Source organism: Cellvibrio sp. OA-2007 (assembly GCF_000953825.1).
In the GTDB taxonomy this organism is placed as follows: Bacteria; Pseudomonadota; Gammaproteobacteria; order Pseudomonadales; family Cellvibrionaceae; genus Cellvibrio.
The window spans coordinates 63914-85528 of record NZ_BBUL01000091.1 but is presented as its reverse complement, the minus strand read 5'-3'; the positions used below and the strand labels follow the sequence as shown (position 1 = coordinate 85528).

Below are 21615 nucleotides of genomic sequence, written 5' to 3'. Positions count from 1 at the left end.
GTGCAGAAGGATGATGATACAGGTAATGAAGCCATTACCTGTATGGAGAACATTTACTTAAATGAAATCGCAATCGACTGAAGAGGGGAAAGAATCAATGACTCATCCAAGGTTATTCTTTTACCCGAAATAATATCAACACCTGAAGTCCTGTGATTTAACATAGATTTAAAGCGTGACAGAGCCAAATGCGAAGGTTGTTTGTTTTTGTTCAACACTACCATCAACATCTCATCCTTATGTTGGCGAAAGTAGACATAATGACCTCCGGCTGGAATGTAATGAACCAGCTTTCCTTTTTCGACGGCCAGACTCGTCTTTCGCCACTGCAATAGTTTCTTTAAATATGATTGCGCCTCCCGTTGCTGCATAGTTAATCCTTTTCCTGTGAACGCATTTACTTTATCACCACCCCAACCACCAGGAAAATCTGACCGCAATAAACCGTCATCGCGCACAATTGGGCTGGTAGCAAGCACTTCAGTACCATAATAAATTTGGGGAATGCCACGTGTTGTAGCAGTAAATAATATGGAGGTTTTCCACAAATTCAGATTTTCATGTAATAACGAATAGATTCTGGACATATCATGATTATCAGGAAACACCATCAAACTCATGGCATCAGCATAGACAAAATCGTTGGCAATCATTTCATAGAGTTTGATTAAACCACTGGAGCTGCTTTCTTCCGCGTTTAGCACTTCAGGCATCAAAAACACAACCGGAAAGTCCATCAAGCTGGGCAAATTGGATTTATACCCGTCGCGATTAGAAGCACCTCTTTGCCAATAAGCAAGAATATGCGGATTGGAATTCATTTCTTCCCCAACGATGTTGAAATTCGGATACTCATCCAAAACTGCTTTAACCCAACGAGAAAGGAACGCTTTATCCGAATACGCATAAGTATCTTCACGGATGCCAGACAAATTAGCGTATTCAATCCACCAAATCGTATTTTGAACCAGATAATTTGCCAGCAGAGGATTGCGCTGATTCATATCGGGCATGGATTCTACAAACCAACCGTCAGTAAACATTTTTAGGTCTTCGGGGGCAGCATGGATATCCAGCACTGTGGTGTGTTGGTTATTTGTTGGCACAAAACCCGTCTGATGATTCAACCAATCATTCGCGGGTAAATCCTTCATCCACCAGTGCCCATCACCGATGTGATTAAGCACTATATCCTGGATAACACCTATACCCTGTTTATTCGCAGCGGCAACCAATTTTCTATAATCCTCATTACTGCCAAAGCGAGGATCAATCCGGTATAAGTTTGTTGGGGAATAACCATGATAAGAATATTCAGACTGATTATTTTCAATGAGCGGTGTAGGCCAAAGCATGGTAAAACCCATATCAGCAATGTATTTCAACGCGGTTGTCACTCCTTTTATATCACCGCCGTGGCGCCCAACCGGGTTCATCCTATTTGCGTGCTCAAGCATTTCCGCGTGTGAGTCGTTGCGAATATCACCATTGACAAAGCGATCCGGCGTAATCAAATACACCGCATCTTTCGCCGAAAAACTACTGCGCAATGCGGAACCAGCCAAACGACTTTCCAACCGATAAGGCAACGTCAATTCTGGAGTACCGTTTTTCATCAACCGAATTGATAGCTCTCCAGCTTTCGCAGCCGGTGAAATTTGTAAATTAACAAATAGATAATTGGAATTAGAGGTGCGCTCTACCCCCAGCAAGGATACGCCGTCATAATTTACTTCTGGTTCAAGTTCGGCGATATTTTTCCCGTGCAGCAATAATTGCAACTGAGGGTTATTCATGCCCACCCACCAATGCATAGGCTCAAGATGATCAACTTTATAATTGGCAGCCACCGATCCCACAGAACAAAACAACATGAATAATGTTATTGCCAGTTTCATACACTCTCCCATAGATAATACTTATTGATTTTTAAAAATTCCGTGTAACTTATACAGAAGTAAAGGATTGAGGCCTAAACCAACGCCGGCCAGGAACCTCTATATAACGATAAGAAAAATGAGCAGAAACCAGAGTGGCAGCAACAAAAACCAACACATAGCCACACTTTGCTAATAGTGGCAATTGCGCCAATTCATAGGACTCTTTAATAAAGGGGAAGCTAAACCAGAAAACAAAAAACCACAGTCCGTGAATTAAATAGATTGAATAAGAAATAGTGCCGAGATACTGCAAAAAGGGTTTTTGCAGTATCGTAAAAAAAACGCCTTGATTATAAGCAGCAGACAATATCAAGAGTGAAAATATCGGAATAACAATCAAGTCAGCCCATTTAAAATGAAATATTGCCGCAATTCCCACCAATAGTACCGCAAAAATACTGTCTCGCTTTAGCCAAAACCGACCGTAATGGCGCAGATAAAACTGGTAAATTCCTAACCCAACAATAAATTCAAACAAGCAGCGCCAAAAACCATAATTAAACGTAATGTCTAATTTTTTCTCTGGCAACCAATACACCAATCCGGTCAAACAAATAAAAGACAACAACATGCCGATTACAACAATCAGCAGTGACTTTCGCCACAAACCGATTATCGCCCCAAGCGCAGCAAGATATGTCCACCACTCTGCACCAATCGACCAAGACACAATGTTCCAGGAAAGATACTCATGCTGGTTCATTGCATTCGTAAATAGCAAATGGGAGGGAATTGCACTCCAGGCAAAATACGTTTTCCAACTACCATCTATGACTGCAGGAAAAAAATAGGCCACCAATGGCGCAACAACAACCAACAACGCAAGCGTAAACACATGCAGGGGATAAATACGTGCAAACCTTGCCCATAAATATTCTTTAATAGCATGAGACTTATTACTGGACTGAAGCCGTTCGCCGTAGACGTGTGCAATAATAAAACCGCTGAGCAAAAAGAAAAAATCAACCCACAGGTAACCCTGTGAAAATATACCCGTGCTGGCGCGAGGCAATAATGCACCAAGGTCACGATAATAAAGACTGACATCAATATGAAAGAGAACAACCCAAAGTGCTGCAAGACCGCGCAACGGGGTTAATGAATGAATATAGCGGGCAGGATCAAGATTGATCGCTGAAAAGTGAGCCGGTTGCATACAACATCCTAATTAAGTTATTCACTGTTATGCACACAGAATAACCATGAAATTTTCCGCAACCAACTCACTACATACGTATTCAGCAATCCTCTTTACAATTATTAATGTATTGAATAATTACTTGCCGTGACGGTATTTACTTTTGTAATAGCAACACCACTGATTCCAACGGAGCCAACTGTATTGCAACATGAGCATGCTTATCATTCACACTCAATTCGTAGGTCTTGTCCTTATCCAATCGCGAATGTAATCGCGACTTACCAGAAAGATTCCACACATTCACCAACTCTGGTGTTAGTTGCAAATTAAACTTTCTTGCTTCTGTTGCACTGAAATTGCTCACCACCAACCATTTCTGTTCTGAATCCCAACGGGCAAAAGAAAATACTTTTTCATCGTAGCCTTTCGCTTGCGCAAGATTGAATGAATGCAGTTCGCGATATTCACCGTTAAAACCCGATTCAGTAGCAGAGAGCGTTAACAGCTGACGATAAAATGCCAATAGGGATTTTTCTTCTGCTGTTGATTGGCCCGCATCAAATTTTCCGGCATTCATAAAGCGTTGGTGTGCAGGTACACCGGCATAATCAAAAATGGTGGTGCGCGATGCACTGCCAAAACCGGAATTCAACGCCCCCGCTTCACCCACCTCCTGACCGAAATACAACATGGTAGGTGAGCGACTGATTAACGCAGAGACCACCATCGCCGGTTTGGCTTTTTCCGCACTGCCTGCAAACTCCGGGCTGGCGATGCGCTGTTCGTCGTGGTTTTCCAAAAAATGCAACATATGCTCTTCAATATCGCTCATGCCCGCTTGCACCTTAGCGATCACATCGGTACCGGCTTTACCTTGCATAATCGCTTTTAAGCTATCGTACATTTCTACTTTATCGTACAGATAATCCATTTTTCCCAGACGAATATAATTGCGGTATTCCTGCGGGTTGTAGACCTCTGCCAACAAAAACGCATCGGGATTTTGTTGTTTGATCGCTGAGTTTAAATAACTCCAGAATTCCACCGGCACCATTTCCGCCATATCGTAACGGAAACCATCAACGCCTTTACTTAACCAATACTCGGCGATCTGGCGGAATTTAATCCAGGAATTTGGAACGGATTTCCCTTTCCAGAACCGATAATGTTCCTGCACGCTTTTTTGTGCGTAGCCTGCAGGTAATTCAGGAAAATCTTTACTGCCATCCGGGCGTACGCCGTAATTAATTTTTACTGTTTCATACCAGTCATCAAATTTCGGCTGAGCAAGGCGTGAACCATTGCCAGTCCACTTGGCAGGGTTTTCTGCAAATTTCCCATCGCTAAGTGGATGCGATTCACCGCCTAATGGACGATAGTTGTTTTGTGCTTCCGGGACTTTAAAGTTTTCACCGACCACATAATAGAAATTATTATCGCGCGCATATTCAACTGTTGTGTCATCAAGCGCACCGAAATCTGTAACGCCGGCAGGTTTACTCAATGAGTGGTACGCACGCGCGATATGATTGGGCACTATATCGATAATAACTTTCATGCCCTGCGCATGAGTGCGCGCAATTAAGTCTTCAAATTCTTGCAGGCGTTTGGCGGGGTCAACCGCAAGGTCGGGATTTACGTTGTAATAATCTTTCACCGCATAGGGCGAACCAGCGCGACCTTTTACAACATCCGGGTCGTCATTGCTGATGCCATAGGCAGTGTAATCACGAATCACCGCATGGTGTGGCACACCGGTATACCACACATGGGTCACACCCAAGGCTTTAATCGATTTGAGTGCAGTTTCATTAATATCATTAAATTTCCCCACACCATTTTCTTCAATCGTACCCCAGGGTTTATTGGTCTTATTGGTGTTGCCGTAAAGGCGCGTAAAAATTTGGTAGACGACAGGCTTACCTTGTTGTGGCAGTGCTTTAAACCGAATCGCAACACCGCCGCTGGTGCCCAACTTAAAATTCAGCACGTCTTTGGCCGTAACAATTTTCTTTTCAATGACCATATCGTAAGGATTAGTTTTCCATTCGGCTTTGGCGCCATCGCGATAAATTTGCGCTTCGTATTGTTTATTTTCATCGAGAAAATCGAGTGAAACTGAAATATCACGCGCATGTTCATCGGTAATTGCCCCTAGATACCAATCCTGCCCATTACGCTCTTTGCGCGCGATTACCGTGTAGTCCCCTACCTCACCGGCAAGCGCCTTTGACGTTTCCCAATCGGTAGGTACATCGAGAATAAATTGAAAGGCGGGCTTAATTGTTTTGCCATCGGGCTGCAGATAATTTTCAATTAAATCCGCCGCCATTTGGATGGGACTGTAAATAATCACGTAGAGCGCCAGCTCTTTTGCAAGGGTAGATTGCACACGGTTTTCTGCATCCAGCCCATAGGGTGCGAGATTAAAAATACCCGGCGTGTAATCCATAGGGCCAGCCAACAAACGGGTGTAGGGCAACATCACCGTATGCTCAGGCGAATTGGGCGGCGAGCCCCACGCGTTATATTCCTGACCGCGTGCACCTTCGCGCGCAATCCAGTTGGGATAAGTGCGGCGCAAACCTGTGTCTTTAATCGGCTCGTGAGTATTAATGCTGATGTGTCGTTTTGCTGCCTCGGTGACCGAGCGCAAATACTCGCCCACCATAAATTGGCCATCGTGCCATTCGTTGCGTGCTATGCCGTTTTCGTCGATACGCTTTGCTTTACCGCCATCGGCGACATAACCGGTTTTGATTTGTGTGACGCCGTATTTTTTATACAAGTCATAGGCATCACTCATTTGGTTTTTATAGTTGGTCACTGCGCCGGAAGTTTCGTGATGCCCGATCAAGCGCACACCTTTACTCAACCCATAACGAGTGATGTCGGCTATATCAAAATCCTTATAGGGTTTGGTAAAGCTAAATACATCGCCGTTATAAAACCAGTCGCCATCCCAACCTTCATTCCAGCCTTCGACTAATACACCATCAAATCCGTATTGCGCAGCAAAATCTATATAGGCTTTGGTATTTTCGGTAGTGGCACCGTGTTTTGGCCCCGAACCCCAGGTATTTTTATTCAGGTGCATGCCCCACCAGATGCCAATATATTTACCCGGTTTTACCCAACTGACATCGCCCAGTTTATTCGGCTCATTTAAATTTAAAATTAAACTGGAATTAATTAAGCCCGCTGCATTATCGGCAATTTGAATGGTGCGCCATGATGATGTAAACCCAAGTTGGGTTTTGACTTTAATGCCATCTGACCAAGGCGTGAGATCGGCCTTTAATACACCGTCGCGCTGTTGATCCAATACCATTGCGGCATAATCCGTCAGTGCCGCCTCGTGAATACTGACATGCACACCCGAGGGCAATTTAAACGTGAAGGGCGTGTGTGCGCGGTCAACCTTCGTTAGCGCGGCTGTATTATATAAATACTCATAGCGATTCCAGCCGCGGCCGGGAATCCACCACGCCGTAGTTTGCGTGGGCTCAGGAATAACAAATTCGGTTTTCTCGTCGATGATTTCAATCGCGCTATTTGACTTTTTAGTCAGACCTTTTTGCTCGGGCACCTCATAGCGAAAACCTACACCATCATCAAACACCCGCACGCGCAGATTCATTATTTTTTTAGTGTTGTGAATTCCGCTAAACGTGAGCAGGAGTTCATTGTGATGATCGCGCATCAGCCGCTGCTCGCCCCAGGGTTGCTCCCAGGTTGAATCAGCCGATGCGCTGGTGTGCGATGCAATTTTCAAATCGCGTACAAAGCCATCAATATTGTTAAATTCCAAACCCAAATGCGACGGTTTGATAATGTCATTACCGCGATACTTCACCGAATAAACGGGTGTTCCAGTGTCATCATTCACAGAAAAGATAATATTGCCGCTGGGTGATGCCTGGCTCAGGGTTTTAGCGTTGAGCGGCGCGCACACCAGTGCAACAAAAAAAATCCATATGCCAGCGTATATATTTTTTGTTTTCATAACTCTCTCATTTAAAGCGATAACCGACTAGCCATGACCATTCAGTTTTATTTTTCCAGCTCAATAATTAGCGCTGACCTTGCGTTAAGCTGCAGTGGCTTACTGATATCTACCGCACGTTTAGCGAGCACATCCACTGCTTTTTGTTTGCCCGTTAAAAAGTCCTGATAGGCAAGCAGATTATGCGTTACATCCTGGCTGTTTTTATTGAGCAAGACCATTACCGCCTTATCATCCAGATAGCGGACATAGACATAAACACCGTTGCTCGGCACATAGTGACGCAGCTTTCCGTTGTGAATGACATCGGCATGTTTGCGCCAATTTAGCAGCGTTTTCATAAACTGTTGTGCGTCTTTTTCTTTGGCCGTTAAACCTTTTCCGGTAAACGCATTTTTAGCATCACCTTTCCAGCCACCGGGCATATCAGCTCGCACCGCACCGTCGTCACGCTCACGGGGGCTGGTCAATAGAATTTCCGAACCATAATAAAATTGTGGAATGCCGCGCATGGTGGCCATATACACCATCGCCATTTTGAACAAATCTATATCTTCATTGAGCGAGGAATAAATTCGCGATACGTCGTGGTTATCGGGGAAAATAACCAGATTAAATGGATCGGCGTAGAGAAAATCATTGGCCAACATTTCGTACAGGCGAATAAAACCTGTGTCCCAGCCTTCTGCTTCATTAAGCGCAGTACGCAGAGTTTCATGAATGGGAAAATCCATCACACTAGGCATATATGAAACATGGCCACTTTTATTTTCTTTGCCGCGCTGCCAATGAGCCACAACAGCAGGATTGGAACTCCACTCTTCGCCCACAATATTAAAATTGGGGTATTCGTCCATAATGGCTTTTGCCCAGCGCGATAAAAATTGTTCATCAGCATAACCATAGGTATCCTCCCGAATACCACTTAATCCGGCGTATTCAATCCACCACAAACTGTTTTGAATTAAATAGTTGGCAAGCTGCGGATTGCGCTGATTTAAATCCGGCATGGACTTAACAAACCAACCGCCAACAAAACGAGCCTTATCTGTAGGCGCGGCATAGGGATCTTGAATCACAGTGCGGCGATGATTAGTGCCAGTAAATACCTCGGGGAAATTTAACCAATCTTTGGCGGGCATATCCGCCATCCACCAGTGTTTTGAACCTATATGGTTGAGCACTATGTCTTGAATAACACCTATGTCTTTTTGTTTGGCTTTTTGTGCAAAATTTTTAAAGTCCCGATTAGTGCCGTAACGAGCATCGATTAAATACAAATCCGTTGCGGCATAACCATGGTAGGAATATTCCGGCTGATTATTTTCGGCAAGCGGATTGGGCCAGACTTGGGTAAAGCCCATCTTGGCGATGTAATCCAAGTGCTGCGTCATGCCTGCAATATCCCCGCCGTGACGACCACCTTTGTACGCGCGATTAGGCTGTTCAGTTAAACCAACTACTGCATCATTACTGGTATCACCATTGGCAAAGCGGTCGGGAGTGATTAAATAAATGGCATCTTTAGCGGAAAAACCTTGTCGCTGGGCAGAATTTTTCTCCCGCGTCAGTAATTCATAATCAAACCGACTTTGGGTTTTACCATCCACTTGGAATTGAATGGGGAATTTTCCAGGCTTGGCATTTGCGGCAATATCGATTGTGACAAATAAATAATTGGGGTTATCGGTTTTTGTCACCGCAACAATTTGCACACCAGGGTAATCAAGCTGTGGTTTGGTCGCGCTGATATTGTCACCGTGCACCATCAACTCAACTTGATGGTAATTCATGCCCACCCACCAATTGGCAGGTTCGAGGTGTTTTATGTTATAGGAAGTGTCGGCAAACACACTGATCGGAAAAAGCAGTGCAGAGACCAGCACCAGTAAGCTGGATCGAGAAGAGTTCTTCATCTAAGAGGATTCCTTATTATTGTCGCTGCGCGATAAATCTAACCCGGTTAAATCGCTGCCGATTTAGCCAACAAGGCTAGCTGCTCAACATGGGGTTTAAAATTCAGCGCACAGCCGCGCACATAACGCTTGATATGATTGAGGTCATATTGGTGCGCAAGTTCGTTACCGGGTTTTAATTGTGCTTGTGTAGGGTAAATCCCTTTGCCTGCCAACAGACAACTCCAGGAGACATTGGGGAAATAGGCGTCGAGTTTTTGCCGCTCCAATTCATCGGTGATACTTTTACCCTGTATCCAGCTCAGCAAAATGGCGCGAAGGGAATTGGAAATTTTTTCATTGCGGCCATTTTCAATCCAATAATCTGTGTCTGTGCGCGATGAAATTCGATAGTGGCACACAATATAATCGCGCACCGCGTCAAAGCGAGCGTTGATGCGATCATTAAAATCTTGGCGATACTGATCGCTGTAGTTGCCGTTGTTGTAAGCTTCAATAAAACGCGCGACGGTTTCCTGCACCATATCCAATGCGGTTGCTTCTAGCGGTTCAATAAAGCCCTGCGCCAAACCAACGGCTAAACAGTTTTTATGCCACTGCTCTGCCACACGTCCCACTTTGAATTTTAAATGTCGCGCTTCCACATCGGTATCCAACAAATTCAAATTCGCGCGAAATTCAGTTTCTGCTTTATCTTTGTCGCAAAAACTTGAGCTAAATACATAGCCATTACCGTTACGATGCGTAAGCGGAATTTTCCACGCCCAGCCATATTGCAATGCAGTCGCGATGGTTTGTACTTCAATTTGCTCTTCTTGCTCAGTGGGAAATACCACGGCAGAATCGTTAAATAAAGTATCCGCGCAACTGATAAACGGCACTTTCAAGGCTTTTTGTAACAGCTCACTGTTGAAACCTGTGCAATCAACAAAAATATCTGCCTCTAGCTGCTGACCGTCGCGCATGTTGAGCGAACGAATATTGCCATCCTCCGCCAGCAGCACTTCCTGCAAGGTTGCTTGAATATACTTAACGCCTTTGCGCGCCGCGACTCTGGCTAGAAATTTGCCCAAGAGCGATGAGTCAAAGTGATAGCCATAATTAATTTCAAACGGAAAATTTTCCGGCGCGATAGGTGCCAACTTTTGCCGCGCTAATTCGGCGGCTAAAAAAAAGTGATTGGGGTGACCTTCCAAATCCACGCCATTGCGGCGCAAATGGCTATTGTGAAAAAAGGCCGGCGCACTGAAATCATCTGGCTGGGATAAAAAGGGATGAAAATACTCGGTAAAGCCAGGTTTTACTGACCAATCTTTAAAAGTGATTCCGGTTTTGTAAGTCGCCTTACACTCGGCCATCCACTCCTGCTCTGTTACTCCGATTACATCCATGAAGCCTCTTAATGGCGGTGTTGAACCTTCACCTACACCGATAATGCCGATATCAGGCGACTCCACTAGCGTGATGTCGAAACCCTTTCCTTGCCAGTGGGTCGCCATCAAATTAGCGGTAATCCAACCGGCAGTACCACCACCCAAAATCAGTACACGTTTGCCATTCATAACAACACCTTTTATCGCCGCCATTTAGTAAAAAACCGCCCGTCAAATCGGCTCGACGGGCGGTTCCTGATTGTCGCTGGAGTTTCCCAGTGTTACTTCAAGCGGTTAAAACTTGTAGTTCACACCTACATAAAACTGACGACCAAAGGTTTTGTACTCGCCTAAACGATTGTCTTCACCGTAAGACAGCACCACTGGTTCATCGGTCAAGTTAGTAACTTCAAACACTACATCTACGCCATTATCAAACGCATAAGACGCTTGATAATCCACAGTGGTATAAGCCTGACCAAGCACCGGTGTTGAACTACCTGGTACCGGCATATTCAACACATATTCATCGCGGTAGCGCATGTTCAGGTTAGTGCTGAACTGGCCAATATCCCAGAACGCAGTTACCGACCAGACATTTTCCGACAGACCCGGCAATGAAAGTTTTTCCGAGAACAGTGAGCCACCGGTAATTTCCATTTCACTCTGCGTGAAAGAATAGCTTGCAGTAGTACCTAAGCCAGAAAAAATACCGGGCAATGAGTCAAACGTATAAGTACCGGCCAATTCAAGACCGCGAATGTAACCGCCCTTCTCATTGTTTACTGCAGTATTGTAGGTACCGGCAACCATGCCTGCTGGAATAATTAAACCATTGGCTTGGAAGATTGGTAGCGTGTCTTCAACCACCACAACCTGGCCACTGCTATCCAACACTGGATTGCCATTGCCATCGCGCTGAATAACCGGGTTATAGGAAATATTTTCCACCAAGCTTTCAATATCTTTCCAGAAGCCTGCAACGGTAATCGCGCCGCCATTGTCAAAATAATGCTCGTAAGACAAATCAAGTTGGTTCGCACGGAATGGATCCAGATAAGGAGAGCCTTTAGTCCACACGTTGTATTGGTTACCGCCGCGATCACCGCCATTCCAAGAACCTGCACCACCTTTTAACTGACCTGCCGGTGGACGACCCATTACTTTTGCTGCTGCAAAGCGCAATACATCGTTATCGCTCAACTCAAAGTTCAAGTTCAAGCTGGGCAAGGTATCGCTAAATTCCGGGCCGTACTCAACGTATTTGTAATTGGTTTGGGTTACACCAACATCATCGGTAATTGATTCGCCGTTACCAGCACCAACGTTTTGTACACCTTTGGATTTCACATCAGATTTTACGTAACGTACACCGATATTACCGGTCACAGGAACGCTGCCCAATGTGGTTTCCAAGTTAGCCATTAAATAAAATGCATCGGTTTTTTCTTCCAATGCACCCGACTCAACAAAAGTCCAATCGCGACTGAATACTTGCTTACCTTGATAATTACCTGCGCCAAAGATTTGATCGGCAAGGCCTTGCATATTCACCACTAAATGATCTGGTGCACCAGTAACTGAGCCCACGGATACAAAACCATCAATTGCTTGTGGCTTACAAGCGATAAATGGATCAGTGAGGTTATCAGCACAATAAGACTGCCAATTACCGCTGCCATCTACATAGTTGAATTGACCATCGCGCGCACCGTAGAGGAAGGTACCACGGCGAGAATCGAATACACGCTCTGACATACGCGCACCCGCTTCAACCGATTTTATCAATGGCATTTCCAATTCTTGTTTTACATCGAGCTTGAAGCTTTCTACTTCATCGGTATAAACGTGTGGATATTCCTCGTAGCGCGACAAACGCATATTGGAACTGGTCAGCAAATCAGGATTGTTAAATGAAATCGTTGGTGTTTTTTCGCCATTTTCGATAATGGAAATGGTTTGGCCAGCCAACTCTTCCCAAGTTGCGCCAGTTACGCTGCTGCCATTCAGGTTGCCAGTTGCGGTACCAAACTGGTACGCATGCATAGAAACCAAACGGTCTTTACGGGTTTTATCACCTTTACTATTGGTGTAATCCAGCGTGAGCGTGGTAGTGTCGGTCAGATTAAATTCCAGATTTAAACCAACGCTATCTGAGTCGGCATTAGTAGACTGATCTTCAGTGCGCGCCTCAATCCAGGGCGATGAATCGCCAGTCGTTTTAGGATTGCCAATGTTGATTACACCATTAGTCGCAGTCGCATTTGACAAGCCGCCCACAGTTACACCATGACGCTTGTCTTCTGATTCAAACTCAGATTTAAAATAATCTATTTGCGCTTTGAAAAAATCATTCGGCTGAAACACAGTGGTCAGCATAAATGCATCGCGCTGATCATCGCCGTAACCGGTTTGAAATTGATAGGCGCGGGCAAAATCAGAGTTGGCAGAGGCATAACCAATTTGGCCGTCGGCACCGGCACGCGACCCTTCAAAATTATTAGGCTGGGTAAGGCTGGAATAACCCAGGGCAACCCCCAATGTGTCATCTAAAAACTTGCCTTGATAAGAGAGGCTGTAGCGCTCGCCTTGATCATCGCCAGTCGCGTCATTGTTTTTCGACAAACGCACACCGGCGTTAAAATTGTGCTCTTTCGCCGCCAACAATGGGTTAACAGTTTTGAGTTCAACAACCGCTGCAACACCACCTTCTATGTGCGAAGCCTTTGGTGATTTGTACACCGCCGCCTGACTAATCAACTCAGCGGGGTATTGGTCGAATGACATCCAGCGCAGACTTTCAGTGTAAGAACTGGTAGTCGCTTGCTCGCGGCCATTCAAAGTGGTTTGAATAAAGTCGCCATTCATACCGCGAATATTTAATTGCGATGACTGGCCAGAATCGCGCACAGTAGTGACGCCTGGAATGCGACCCAACGCATCGGCAATCGATACTTGAGGTAAGGATCCAACTGCGCTTGCATCGACAACATCGGCGACCACATCAGATTGGCGCTTGGTTTCAATTGAGTTAAGCACCGTAGCGCGATAACCAGTAACAGTCACTTCTTCTACTTGCTCAGCAGCTTGCTGTGCATAAACAGCTTGTGAACCCGACACGAGTGCCATTGTTGCGGCCAGTGCGAGCATATGGTTGAACGATTGCTTTTTCATGAGGTTTCTCTCCGCAGAGGTATATCTTTTATTGTTAACGTTTTCCGTAAACGACTCTTGTTTTAGGCGACAAGCACAAAACAGAATGGTTCTGTCGTTGAAATGATAGTAGGCCTTACTCAGCCCTAGTCACAATAGAATGCATACGTATTCAACACGCCGCATACGTATGCATTCCTAAAAAAAAATCAACAAACGCGTGTGTTTTACAGGCTTAAGCCTAGCTGATGTTTTTTTACCAGCCAGAATTTTAACGATAAAAAGCAAATAAGCAGCGGTGTTTACAGCGCAGATAGCAATAACAGAAGGAGAGAAAAACTGAAGACGGGGGACAAAAGAAAAAAGAGAGAGCGCAAGCCCTCTCAAAGCGAGACCAACAATAAAACAACCAGGGGAACTACTACAAAAAACGAACAATAAAAATCAGATAATTCGCGAGATCAACGCGCCATAAGCAGGTAATTCAAGTGTGTCAGTATTGACTTCTATCGATGCCAAACCATGACCACTAATTGCCGCCAAACTATAAGGCCGATCGAGCGAGACGCGCTGTGATGTATTGGCAAAATTAAACGCACACAAAAGCGCTTGATTTTCATAGCGACGAATAAACACCAGATAATCCTGCGCATCGGCAACAAATGCTATCTCGCCTAAACGCAACGCTGGCTGCTGTTTACGCCACTGCATAAAGGTGCGATATGCATTGAGTATTGACGCACTATCATCATCTTGCAAGCTGACCGCGCGCTCTTTGTGAGCAGCGGGGATAGGCAACCAGGTTTTTGCTTGCGCAAAGCCTGCGTGAGTTTCCGTGTGGTGCCAAGGCATAGGCGTACGGCAGCCATCGCGGCCTTTAAAACGCGGCCAAAAGGTAATGCCATAGGGGTCTTGCAATTCGTGCTGTTGAATTTCCGCTTCCGGCAAACCCAACTCTTCACCTTGATAACTGCACACACTGCCGCGCAATGATAATAAGAGTGCATTGAGTGTTTTTGCTAATTGAGGCGACTGCTCGGCGCCACCCCAGCGCGACATTACCCGCACCACATCGTGATTACCGATTGACCAACAAGGCCAACCTTCCGTTAAATTTTTCTCCAGGGTTTCTACGGTTTCGCGAATATAAGAACCCGACAGTTGATCAACCAATAACTCAAAACTGTAGGCCATGTGCAGGCGCGAATTACCAGCGGTATATTCGGCCATGGTTTTCAGTGAATCTTCCGAGGCGATTTCACCGAGTGTAACGGCACCAGGGTAGCGATCCATCAACTTGCGTAGCGATTCCAAAAACTGCAAGTTTTCCGGGCGATCACAATCGTACACATGACGCTGGAAAGCATAGGGATTGTCTTCGCGGAAGCCGCGCCCTCTGCGCTCCTCAATCGGTTTGGCCGGATTGTCGCGCAGCAATTTATCGTGGAAGCAAAAAATAATCGCATCCAAGCGCAACCCATCAACGCCGCGTTTTAACCAGAACTCCACCTCTTCCAAAATTTGGGCGCGCACCGCATCGCAGTGGTAATTCAAGTCTGGCTGGGATTTTAAAAAATTATGCAAATAGTATTGGCAGCGGCGCGGCTCCCACTCCCATGCAGAGCCACCAAAAATCGCTAGCCAGTTATTGGGCGGCGTGCCATCGGGCTTGGGGTCGGCCCATACATACCAATCAGCTTTGGCGTTATCGCGCGACTCGCGGCTCTCCAAAAACCAGGCGTGCTGGTCCGATGTATGGCTCAATACCTGGTCGATAATAATTTTAATGCCGCGCGCATGAGCCTCAGCAATCAACCTGTCAAAATCAGCCAGACTGCCAAACAGAGGATCTATATCGCGGTAATCGCTAATGTCGTAACCAAAATCTTTCATTGGCGATTTGAAAAAAGGTGACACCCAAATCGCATCTACACCGAGGCTGGCGATATAGTCGAGCTTGCTAATAATGCCGGGAATATCGCCAATACCGTCATTGTTGGCGTCCATTAAACTGCGTGGGTATACCTGATACACCACTGCACCGCGCCACCAGGGATTTGTTGTCATTGCAGAAATCTCTACTTTTTATTGATTTGCGAACTGATTGATGACGAACTGAATTGCGGTATCGCCATCAACCCAACATCGATTCTGTTTCCGATGTACACACCATACGCGAGCGCTATTTTTTCGCCAAGCGACTACATACGTATGCAAGCAGACGAACAGTAAATTCCGCGCAAAAAACACATAGAATACGTATTCATAAATACATAGAATTTTCCCTTGCATTAAAAATTTTGGACTAGTCTTGAATGCATACGTATGCAGGCTGAATACGTATGCACGCACTTGAGTTGATTCTAGCCAAAGCCTAATGTGATGAAAGAGTCATTTCTGCTATGACTGCCAGCGCTTATATCCAAGCGCTACATAACCTTTATTAGCCGTAGATGGCCAGGAATGCAAAACAGCAATAACATCTTTTAATACAGTCAATTTAAAACACGAGAGTCTTGTCATGACAAAAAATATTTTAGCGCTGGTTATCAGCAGCAGCCTGTTGTTATCTGCCTGCTCGGATCATTCATCGACAAGCTCTGGCGCCGCTAGCGATGCAATCGCACCCGGCGCACCCGGCAGTCCATCGGTATGGGCTTATGCGGGGAAAACCGGCATAGGCACATCGTACGAACAATACACCAATGGCGCTTACCGCGATTCGGGAGCAACGGGCACCATTTCTAAAGTCTGGTTTTCGATTGCACAGGGCGTACTCACCGAAACCATGTACGGTTTGATTCATCAAGCGCAACTGCAAGAGCTGCAATTTTTTATTAAAGGCCAAGACTTTCTCGATGAAGAAAAGAAAGACACAGTTTCCACCACCGACTATTTAGCTACTGATGCGCAAGGGCGCCCGCTATCCCTTGCCTACAAAATTATTAACAAAGATAAAAACCAGCAATATGAAATTGAAAAACATTTTTTTACTGACCCGGATTCGCAAAGTTTAATGATGCGTGTGCAATTTCGCGCACTGGCCGATGACATAACTCCTTACGTTTATGTAAACCCTGCAATCGCCAATACCGGTAGCAACGATAGCGCAGCTTTTAGCAATAACAGCTGGACCGCTACCGATGGCGACAACAGCATGACCTTAAAAACCAGTGCGCGAGTTGTGCAAAGCACCGTGGGTTTTGAGGGAACGTCCGATGGTATAACCGAATTAAAAAAATCCGGCACGCTCGGCAAGACTTATGCAACAACCGGCGCAGAAAAAGGTAATGTCGCATTCACTTTGCAACTACCAGCAATGAAAAAAGGTGAAACTGCGCAGTGGGACTTTGTCTTGGGCTTTGGTAAGAATTCAACTGAGAGCCTGGCTGCAGCCGACAAAACCCTAGCCCGCGGTTATGACAAGGTACTCGCACATTACAACGGTGATGGCGATGCGATTGGCTGGCAGGATTTTTTACAAACGCTACCCGCGCTAGAAAAATTATCTGCAACCGCAACCGACGGTGGGAAACTACTCTATACCAGCGCGATGGTATTAAAAGCGCAGGAAGATAAAACTCACGCAGGTGCTTTTATCGCCTCGCTCTCCAACCCCTGGGGCGATACCAAACCCGCCGAGCAATCGGCCACGGGATACAAAGCAGTATGGCCGCGGGATTTTTATCAGGTAGCCATGGCCATGCTAGCGCTGGGCGATACTGAATCGCCACGCATTGCATTTGAATATTTACAGCAAGTGCAAGCGAGCGAAAAAATTGCTGGCTACAGCGGTACACCCGGTTGGTTTTTACAAAAAACGCACGTTGATGGCGAACCCGAGTGGGTAGGTGTGCAGCTCGATCAAACCGGCATGCCGATTATGCTTGGCTGGCGCCTGTGGAAAGAAGGCATATTGAGCGATGCAGAAATTACGCGCTGGTATCACAGTATGCTCAAACCGGCTGCGGATTTTTTAGCGGACGGCGGCAAAGTTAAAATCATGTGGAACGATACTGAAATCAAACCTCCCTATACCCAACAAGAACGCTGGGAAGAACAAAAAGGATATTCACCGTCTACTACCGCCGCTATCATCGCCGGTTTGGTTTCTGCCGGTGATATAGCCACACAAGCGGGCGACACAGCCGGTGCTGAAAAGTATTTTGCCGCAGCCGATAAATATTCCGGTGAATTGGAATCACTCACCTTCACCACCAACGGTTCATTAACTGGCGAGATGGGCAATGGCAATTATTATTTGCGCATTAATGCCAATGATAACCCCAATGATCGCTCCGCACTTGGCACCAGCAACGCGCAAGTGATTAACGATGAATCACAAGTTGTCGATGGCGGATTTTTGGAATTGGTGCGCTACGGTGTACGCGCCGCGAATGATAAACATATCCTTGAAACCATTCCTGAATACGACAATCAACAACTGCCCGATTTGTTGCGCATCAAATACGAATTTACCTTCCCCGGTGTTGAGGGCACATTCCCCGGCTGGCGCCGTTATGGTATCGACGGCTATGGTGAAGACCTGCAAACCGGTTTTGGTTATGTTGAAGCGAATAACTCCAGCGAAGGGCGCGGGCGCGTGTGGCCATTTTTTACCGGCGAACGCGGCCACTATGAATTGCAACTGGCTAAAACAAATAGCGCTATCGACATGGACAAACTGCGCAATACCTATGTAAAAGCGATGGAATTATTTGCCAACGAAGGCATGATGCTGCCCGAGCAAGTGTGGGATGGCATCGGCAGTAATGCCGCTTACCATTATCAAATCGGCGAAGGGACTAACGGCGCAACGCCATTGGCCTGGACCCACGCGGAGTATGTGAAATTATTGCGCAGTTACAGCGACGGCAAAGTATGGGATCGTAACGCGAGCACCGAAGCGCGCTACGTGAAATAGAACCATTTTACAGCTGGACTCCCGCACGCGGGAGTGACGACGGACATCTAAAAATTTAATTTGTATGGGAATCGTCATCCTCGCGTAGCGGGGATCCATTTTTTTAATTTAAAAAATAAATTTATAACAAAGGCAGTACACGATGACGACGAAACAACCCACCCTCCCCTTCTGGCAAGTCTGGAACGTCAGTTTCGGCTTCTTAGGGGTGCAACTTGGCTTTGCATTACAAAATGCTAACGTCAGCCGCGTACTCTCCGATCTCGGTGCCGATCTACACTCACTCTCACTCTTTTGGCTCGCCGCACCGATTATGGGTTTGTTAGTACAGCCGATTGTCGGCGCCGCCTCTGATCGCACCTGGAACCGTGTTGGTCGCCGCCGCCCTTATATTCTCGGCGGTGCGATTGCTGCAGCCACCGGCATGCTATTAATGCCCAATGCATCGCTGTTTGTTGCATTCATCACCCCCATGTTATTTGGCGGTTTGATGTTAGCGTTAATGGACGGCGCCTTTAACGTGACCATGCAGCCATTCCGCGCACTGGTTGCCGATATGGTGCCCAATGAACAGCGCACGCTCGGCTACTCCATTCAAGCACTGCTCATTAATATAGGCGCCGTCATTGGCTCCATACTGCCGTTTGTGCTCACTAATGTTATCGGGCTGGAAAACACTGCCGCCAAAGGCGAAGTTGCACCAACGGTCACCTGGGCGTTTTATATCGGCGCTAGCGCACTGCTCCTCACTGTACTCTGGACAGTCATTCGCACTAAAGAATATGCACCGGCTGATTACAATCGCTACAAAGGCCTAACTGCCGCCGTAGCGCCAGCAATTAAACCATCGCTCGCTATACGCCTCGGTAATTTCTGGCAATTATTTATCAACATGCCGAAAACCATGCGCCAACTCGCAGTGGTGCAATTCTTCTCTTGGTTTTCATTATTTATTATGTGGGTCTACACCACCCCGGCGATCACCCAATATATTTGGGGCATAGAAGCCAAATGGTTTGATGCAGATTATTTACATTCGCTCGAAGTCATCCCGCCAGAAGTCGCCGCCGCAAAAGGTGCAGCGGGAGATTGGGTCGGTATTATTTTCGCCGCCTATTCATTATTTGCTGCGCTATTTTCGATTGTACTTACCCGCATCGCGAATCGCTTTGGCCGCAAGCTCACCTACTCCCTTTCGCTACTTGCCGGTGGGTTGGGTTATATGAGTTTTTTATTATTTCAAAACGCAGACGTTGTACATGTGAATTTATGGTTAACGCAGGTGGATGTACCACAAGGCGCGCTGAATTTATTAATCCCCATGATCGGCGTCGGCATCGCCTGGGCCGCAATACTTGCCATGCCCTACGCCATTCTCGCTGGCTCACTCCCTGCGGATAAAACCGGTGTGTACATGGGAATATTTAACTTCACCATCGCCGCACCACAAATTGTTTCCGGTCTAGTCGCAGGGCAAATTTTGAAATATGTCTTTAATAACGAGGCGATTTATATTTTGGTACTCGCGGGCGTGTGTATGATTCTCGGCGCGATTTCGGTTTATTTTGTGAAGGATGCGGGAGAGAAAAGCGATTTGGTTGTGCAGGGGCATTGATACAAAATCGAAACATAAAACCCCTGCCGTTTATTAAACAACAGGGATTTTGATTTTTTATCGTGTTAGATATGCAAGTCTATATCCATGTTCTTGAGCAGAACTCTTACGATTAAGATTCCATTTACGGTTTTTCTTCATCCAATTCAGCAAGGAAATCCTTGTAGTTATAATCTGCAACGCCGCTCTCCTCACCTTGAATAAGCATTTGTCGCAAAACATGGAGTTTATTCTCTGAATCTTCCAATAAACGCAGACCAGCCCTCACAATTTCACTGGCAGAGCCGTACCGCCCAGACTCCAATTGGGCACTAATAAACCCGTCAAAGTGATCACCTAAGGTAATACTTGTGTTTTTGACCATACAGCCCCCATTAAGTACCTATTTTGGGTATTTAATGGTACTCACTGACCAATATTCAAGCAAGTATTATCTATAGCTGCTCTCAAGCATGATTTTATTTTTTAACCGGATTTGCCCCACAGGAACCGCGCACAATTAATTTCGCGGGTAATAACATCGACTCGGGTCTTTCGCCATCTACCAACAGCAATAAATTCTCTACCAATAGTTCACCCGCGAGCAGAGTATCTTGCTGCACTGTAGACAGTGGTGGATAGGTGTAGGAGGCCATGGGAATATCGTCAAAGCCCATCACTGCAACATCTTTTGGGATATGCATGCCCGCTTCTTCCAATGCTTTCATTGCACCTATGGCGATCAAATCACTTGCGCCGAAAATGGCATCAAATGGCAGGCGGCGCTGCAGCAGACTTAGGGTCGCTTTGTAGCCTTCTTCTTCCGAAGTTTCGGCGGCAACTTGTAACTTGGGGTTCACTTCAATTCCGGCCTCTTGCAATGCTTTGCAGAAGCCGCGATAGCGATCAGAGAATTCAGGGCTGTGTTCAGAGACATCACCAAGGAACGCGATGTTTTTGCGCCCGAGCGACAGCAAGTGTTGTGCGGCGCTGTAAGCACTATTGAAATTATCGCAGCCGATAGAAACACCGGGCTGACCTTCAAGTACTGGCCCCCAGGTAATAAAGTGTGCACCGACTTCCGTCAGATAGGTGAGTTTTTTTACAAAGGTTTCGTAGTCACCATAGCCTAAAAAGATAATGCCATCGGCGCGATTAGCATCTTCATAATCCGCATGCCAGTCCTCACTGAATTGCTGAAAGGAAATCAACAAATCGAACCCGCGACTCGCCGTTGCGCGAGTGATACTACCGAGCATGGATAGAAAAAAGGGATTGATTAAGGAGTTGCCGGTGCCGTGATCTTCGCACAATAAAAGTGCAATCGTTTTAGTCTGCTGGGAACGCAGGCTGCTCGCGTTTTTATCGACTTTGTAATTCAATTCGCGGGCAATTTGCTGAACTTTGAGGCGTGTTTCCAAGTTAACCAAGGGGCTGTTACGCAACGCGCGGGAAACGGTGGACTGGGACACCCCGGCGCGAAAGGCAATATCAAAGGATGTGGGTTTATCGTCTTTCAACTTGTTTACCCTCGCTGTGATTCCATTTTTGTTGTAATTGTTGTTTTG

Annotated in this window: 11 protein-coding genes; 2 read left to right on the top strand and 9 right to left on the bottom strand. The window is 46.1% G+C overall.

The annotated features are described in order from the left end of the window. Positions 1–53 precede the first annotated feature (53 nt). From AWU77_RS12035 to AWU77_RS12005, 7 genes are all read right to left on the bottom strand, one after another. Entirely contained in the window at positions 54–1898 is a 1845-nt protein-coding gene (locus tag AWU77_RS12035) for a glycoside hydrolase family 13 protein (RefSeq protein WP_062063715.1), read from the bottom strand. 49 nt (positions 1899–1947) lie between these two features. Further along, positions 1948–3096, bottom strand: a complete 1149-nt coding sequence (locus AWU77_RS12030) for an acyltransferase (RefSeq protein WP_062063713.1) — start codon at positions 3094–3096, stop codon at positions 1948–1950. A gap of 139 nt (positions 3097–3235) precedes the next feature. Beyond that, the gene (locus AWU77_RS20125; RefSeq protein ID WP_084618324.1) at positions 3236–7087 is read right to left on the bottom strand and encodes a glycoside hydrolase family 97 catalytic domain-containing protein; all 3852 of its coding nucleotides are present in this window, start codon (positions 7085–7087) and stop codon (positions 3236–3238) included. Between the two features lie 47 nt (positions 7088–7134). Continuing rightward, positions 7135–9003 (bottom strand): glycoside hydrolase family 13 protein, encoded by a 1869-nt coding sequence (locus AWU77_RS12020; RefSeq protein WP_062063710.1) that lies wholly within the window; start codon positions 9001–9003, stop codon positions 7135–7137. A 47-nt stretch (positions 9004–9050) separates the two neighbouring features. After that, the gene (locus AWU77_RS12015) at positions 9051–10565 is read right to left on the bottom strand and encodes a tryptophan halogenase family protein (protein ID WP_062063707.1); all 1515 of its coding nucleotides are present in this window, start codon (positions 10563–10565) and stop codon (positions 9051–9053) included. 105 nt (positions 10566–10670) lie between these two features. After that, complete coding sequence (locus AWU77_RS12010; RefSeq protein ID WP_062063705.1) at positions 10671–13550, bottom strand: TonB-dependent receptor; 2880 nt, start codon at positions 13548–13550, stop codon at positions 10671–10673. 423 nt (positions 13551–13973) lie between these two features. Further along, positions 13974–15596: an alpha-glucosidase gene (locus AWU77_RS12005; protein WP_062063702.1), complete on the bottom strand. Its 1623-nt coding sequence runs from the start codon at positions 15594–15596 to the stop codon at positions 13974–13976. Positions 15597–16050: 454 nt separating this feature from the next. On the opposite strand from AWU77_RS12005, the gene AWU77_RS12000 reads away from it, so the two are divergent. Both AWU77_RS12000 and AWU77_RS11995 read left to right on the top strand, forming a co-directional pair. After that, positions 16051–18453, top strand: coding sequence for a glucan 1,4-alpha-glucosidase (locus AWU77_RS12000; RefSeq protein ID WP_062063699.1), 2403 nt, complete (start codon positions 16051–16053; stop codon positions 18451–18453). A 142-nt stretch (positions 18454–18595) separates the two neighbouring features. Continuing rightward, the gene (locus AWU77_RS11995; RefSeq protein WP_062063697.1) at positions 18596–20068 is read left to right on the top strand and encodes an MFS transporter; all 1473 of its coding nucleotides are present in this window, start codon (positions 18596–18598) and stop codon (positions 20066–20068) included. Positions 20069–20192: 124 nt separating this feature from the next. Here the strand turns inward: AWU77_RS11995 and AWU77_RS11990 are convergent, their stop codons facing one another. Further along, a complete protein-coding gene (locus tag AWU77_RS11990) occupies positions 20193–20432 on the bottom strand; it encodes a type II toxin-antitoxin system ParD family antitoxin (protein ID WP_062063695.1) in 240 nt (79 codons plus the stop codon). Positions 20433–20526: 94 nt separating this feature from the next. Further along, a complete protein-coding gene (locus AWU77_RS11985; RefSeq protein WP_062063958.1) occupies positions 20527–21567 on the bottom strand; it encodes a LacI family DNA-binding transcriptional regulator in 1041 nt (346 codons plus the stop codon). Positions 21568–21615: the final 48 nt, after the last annotated feature.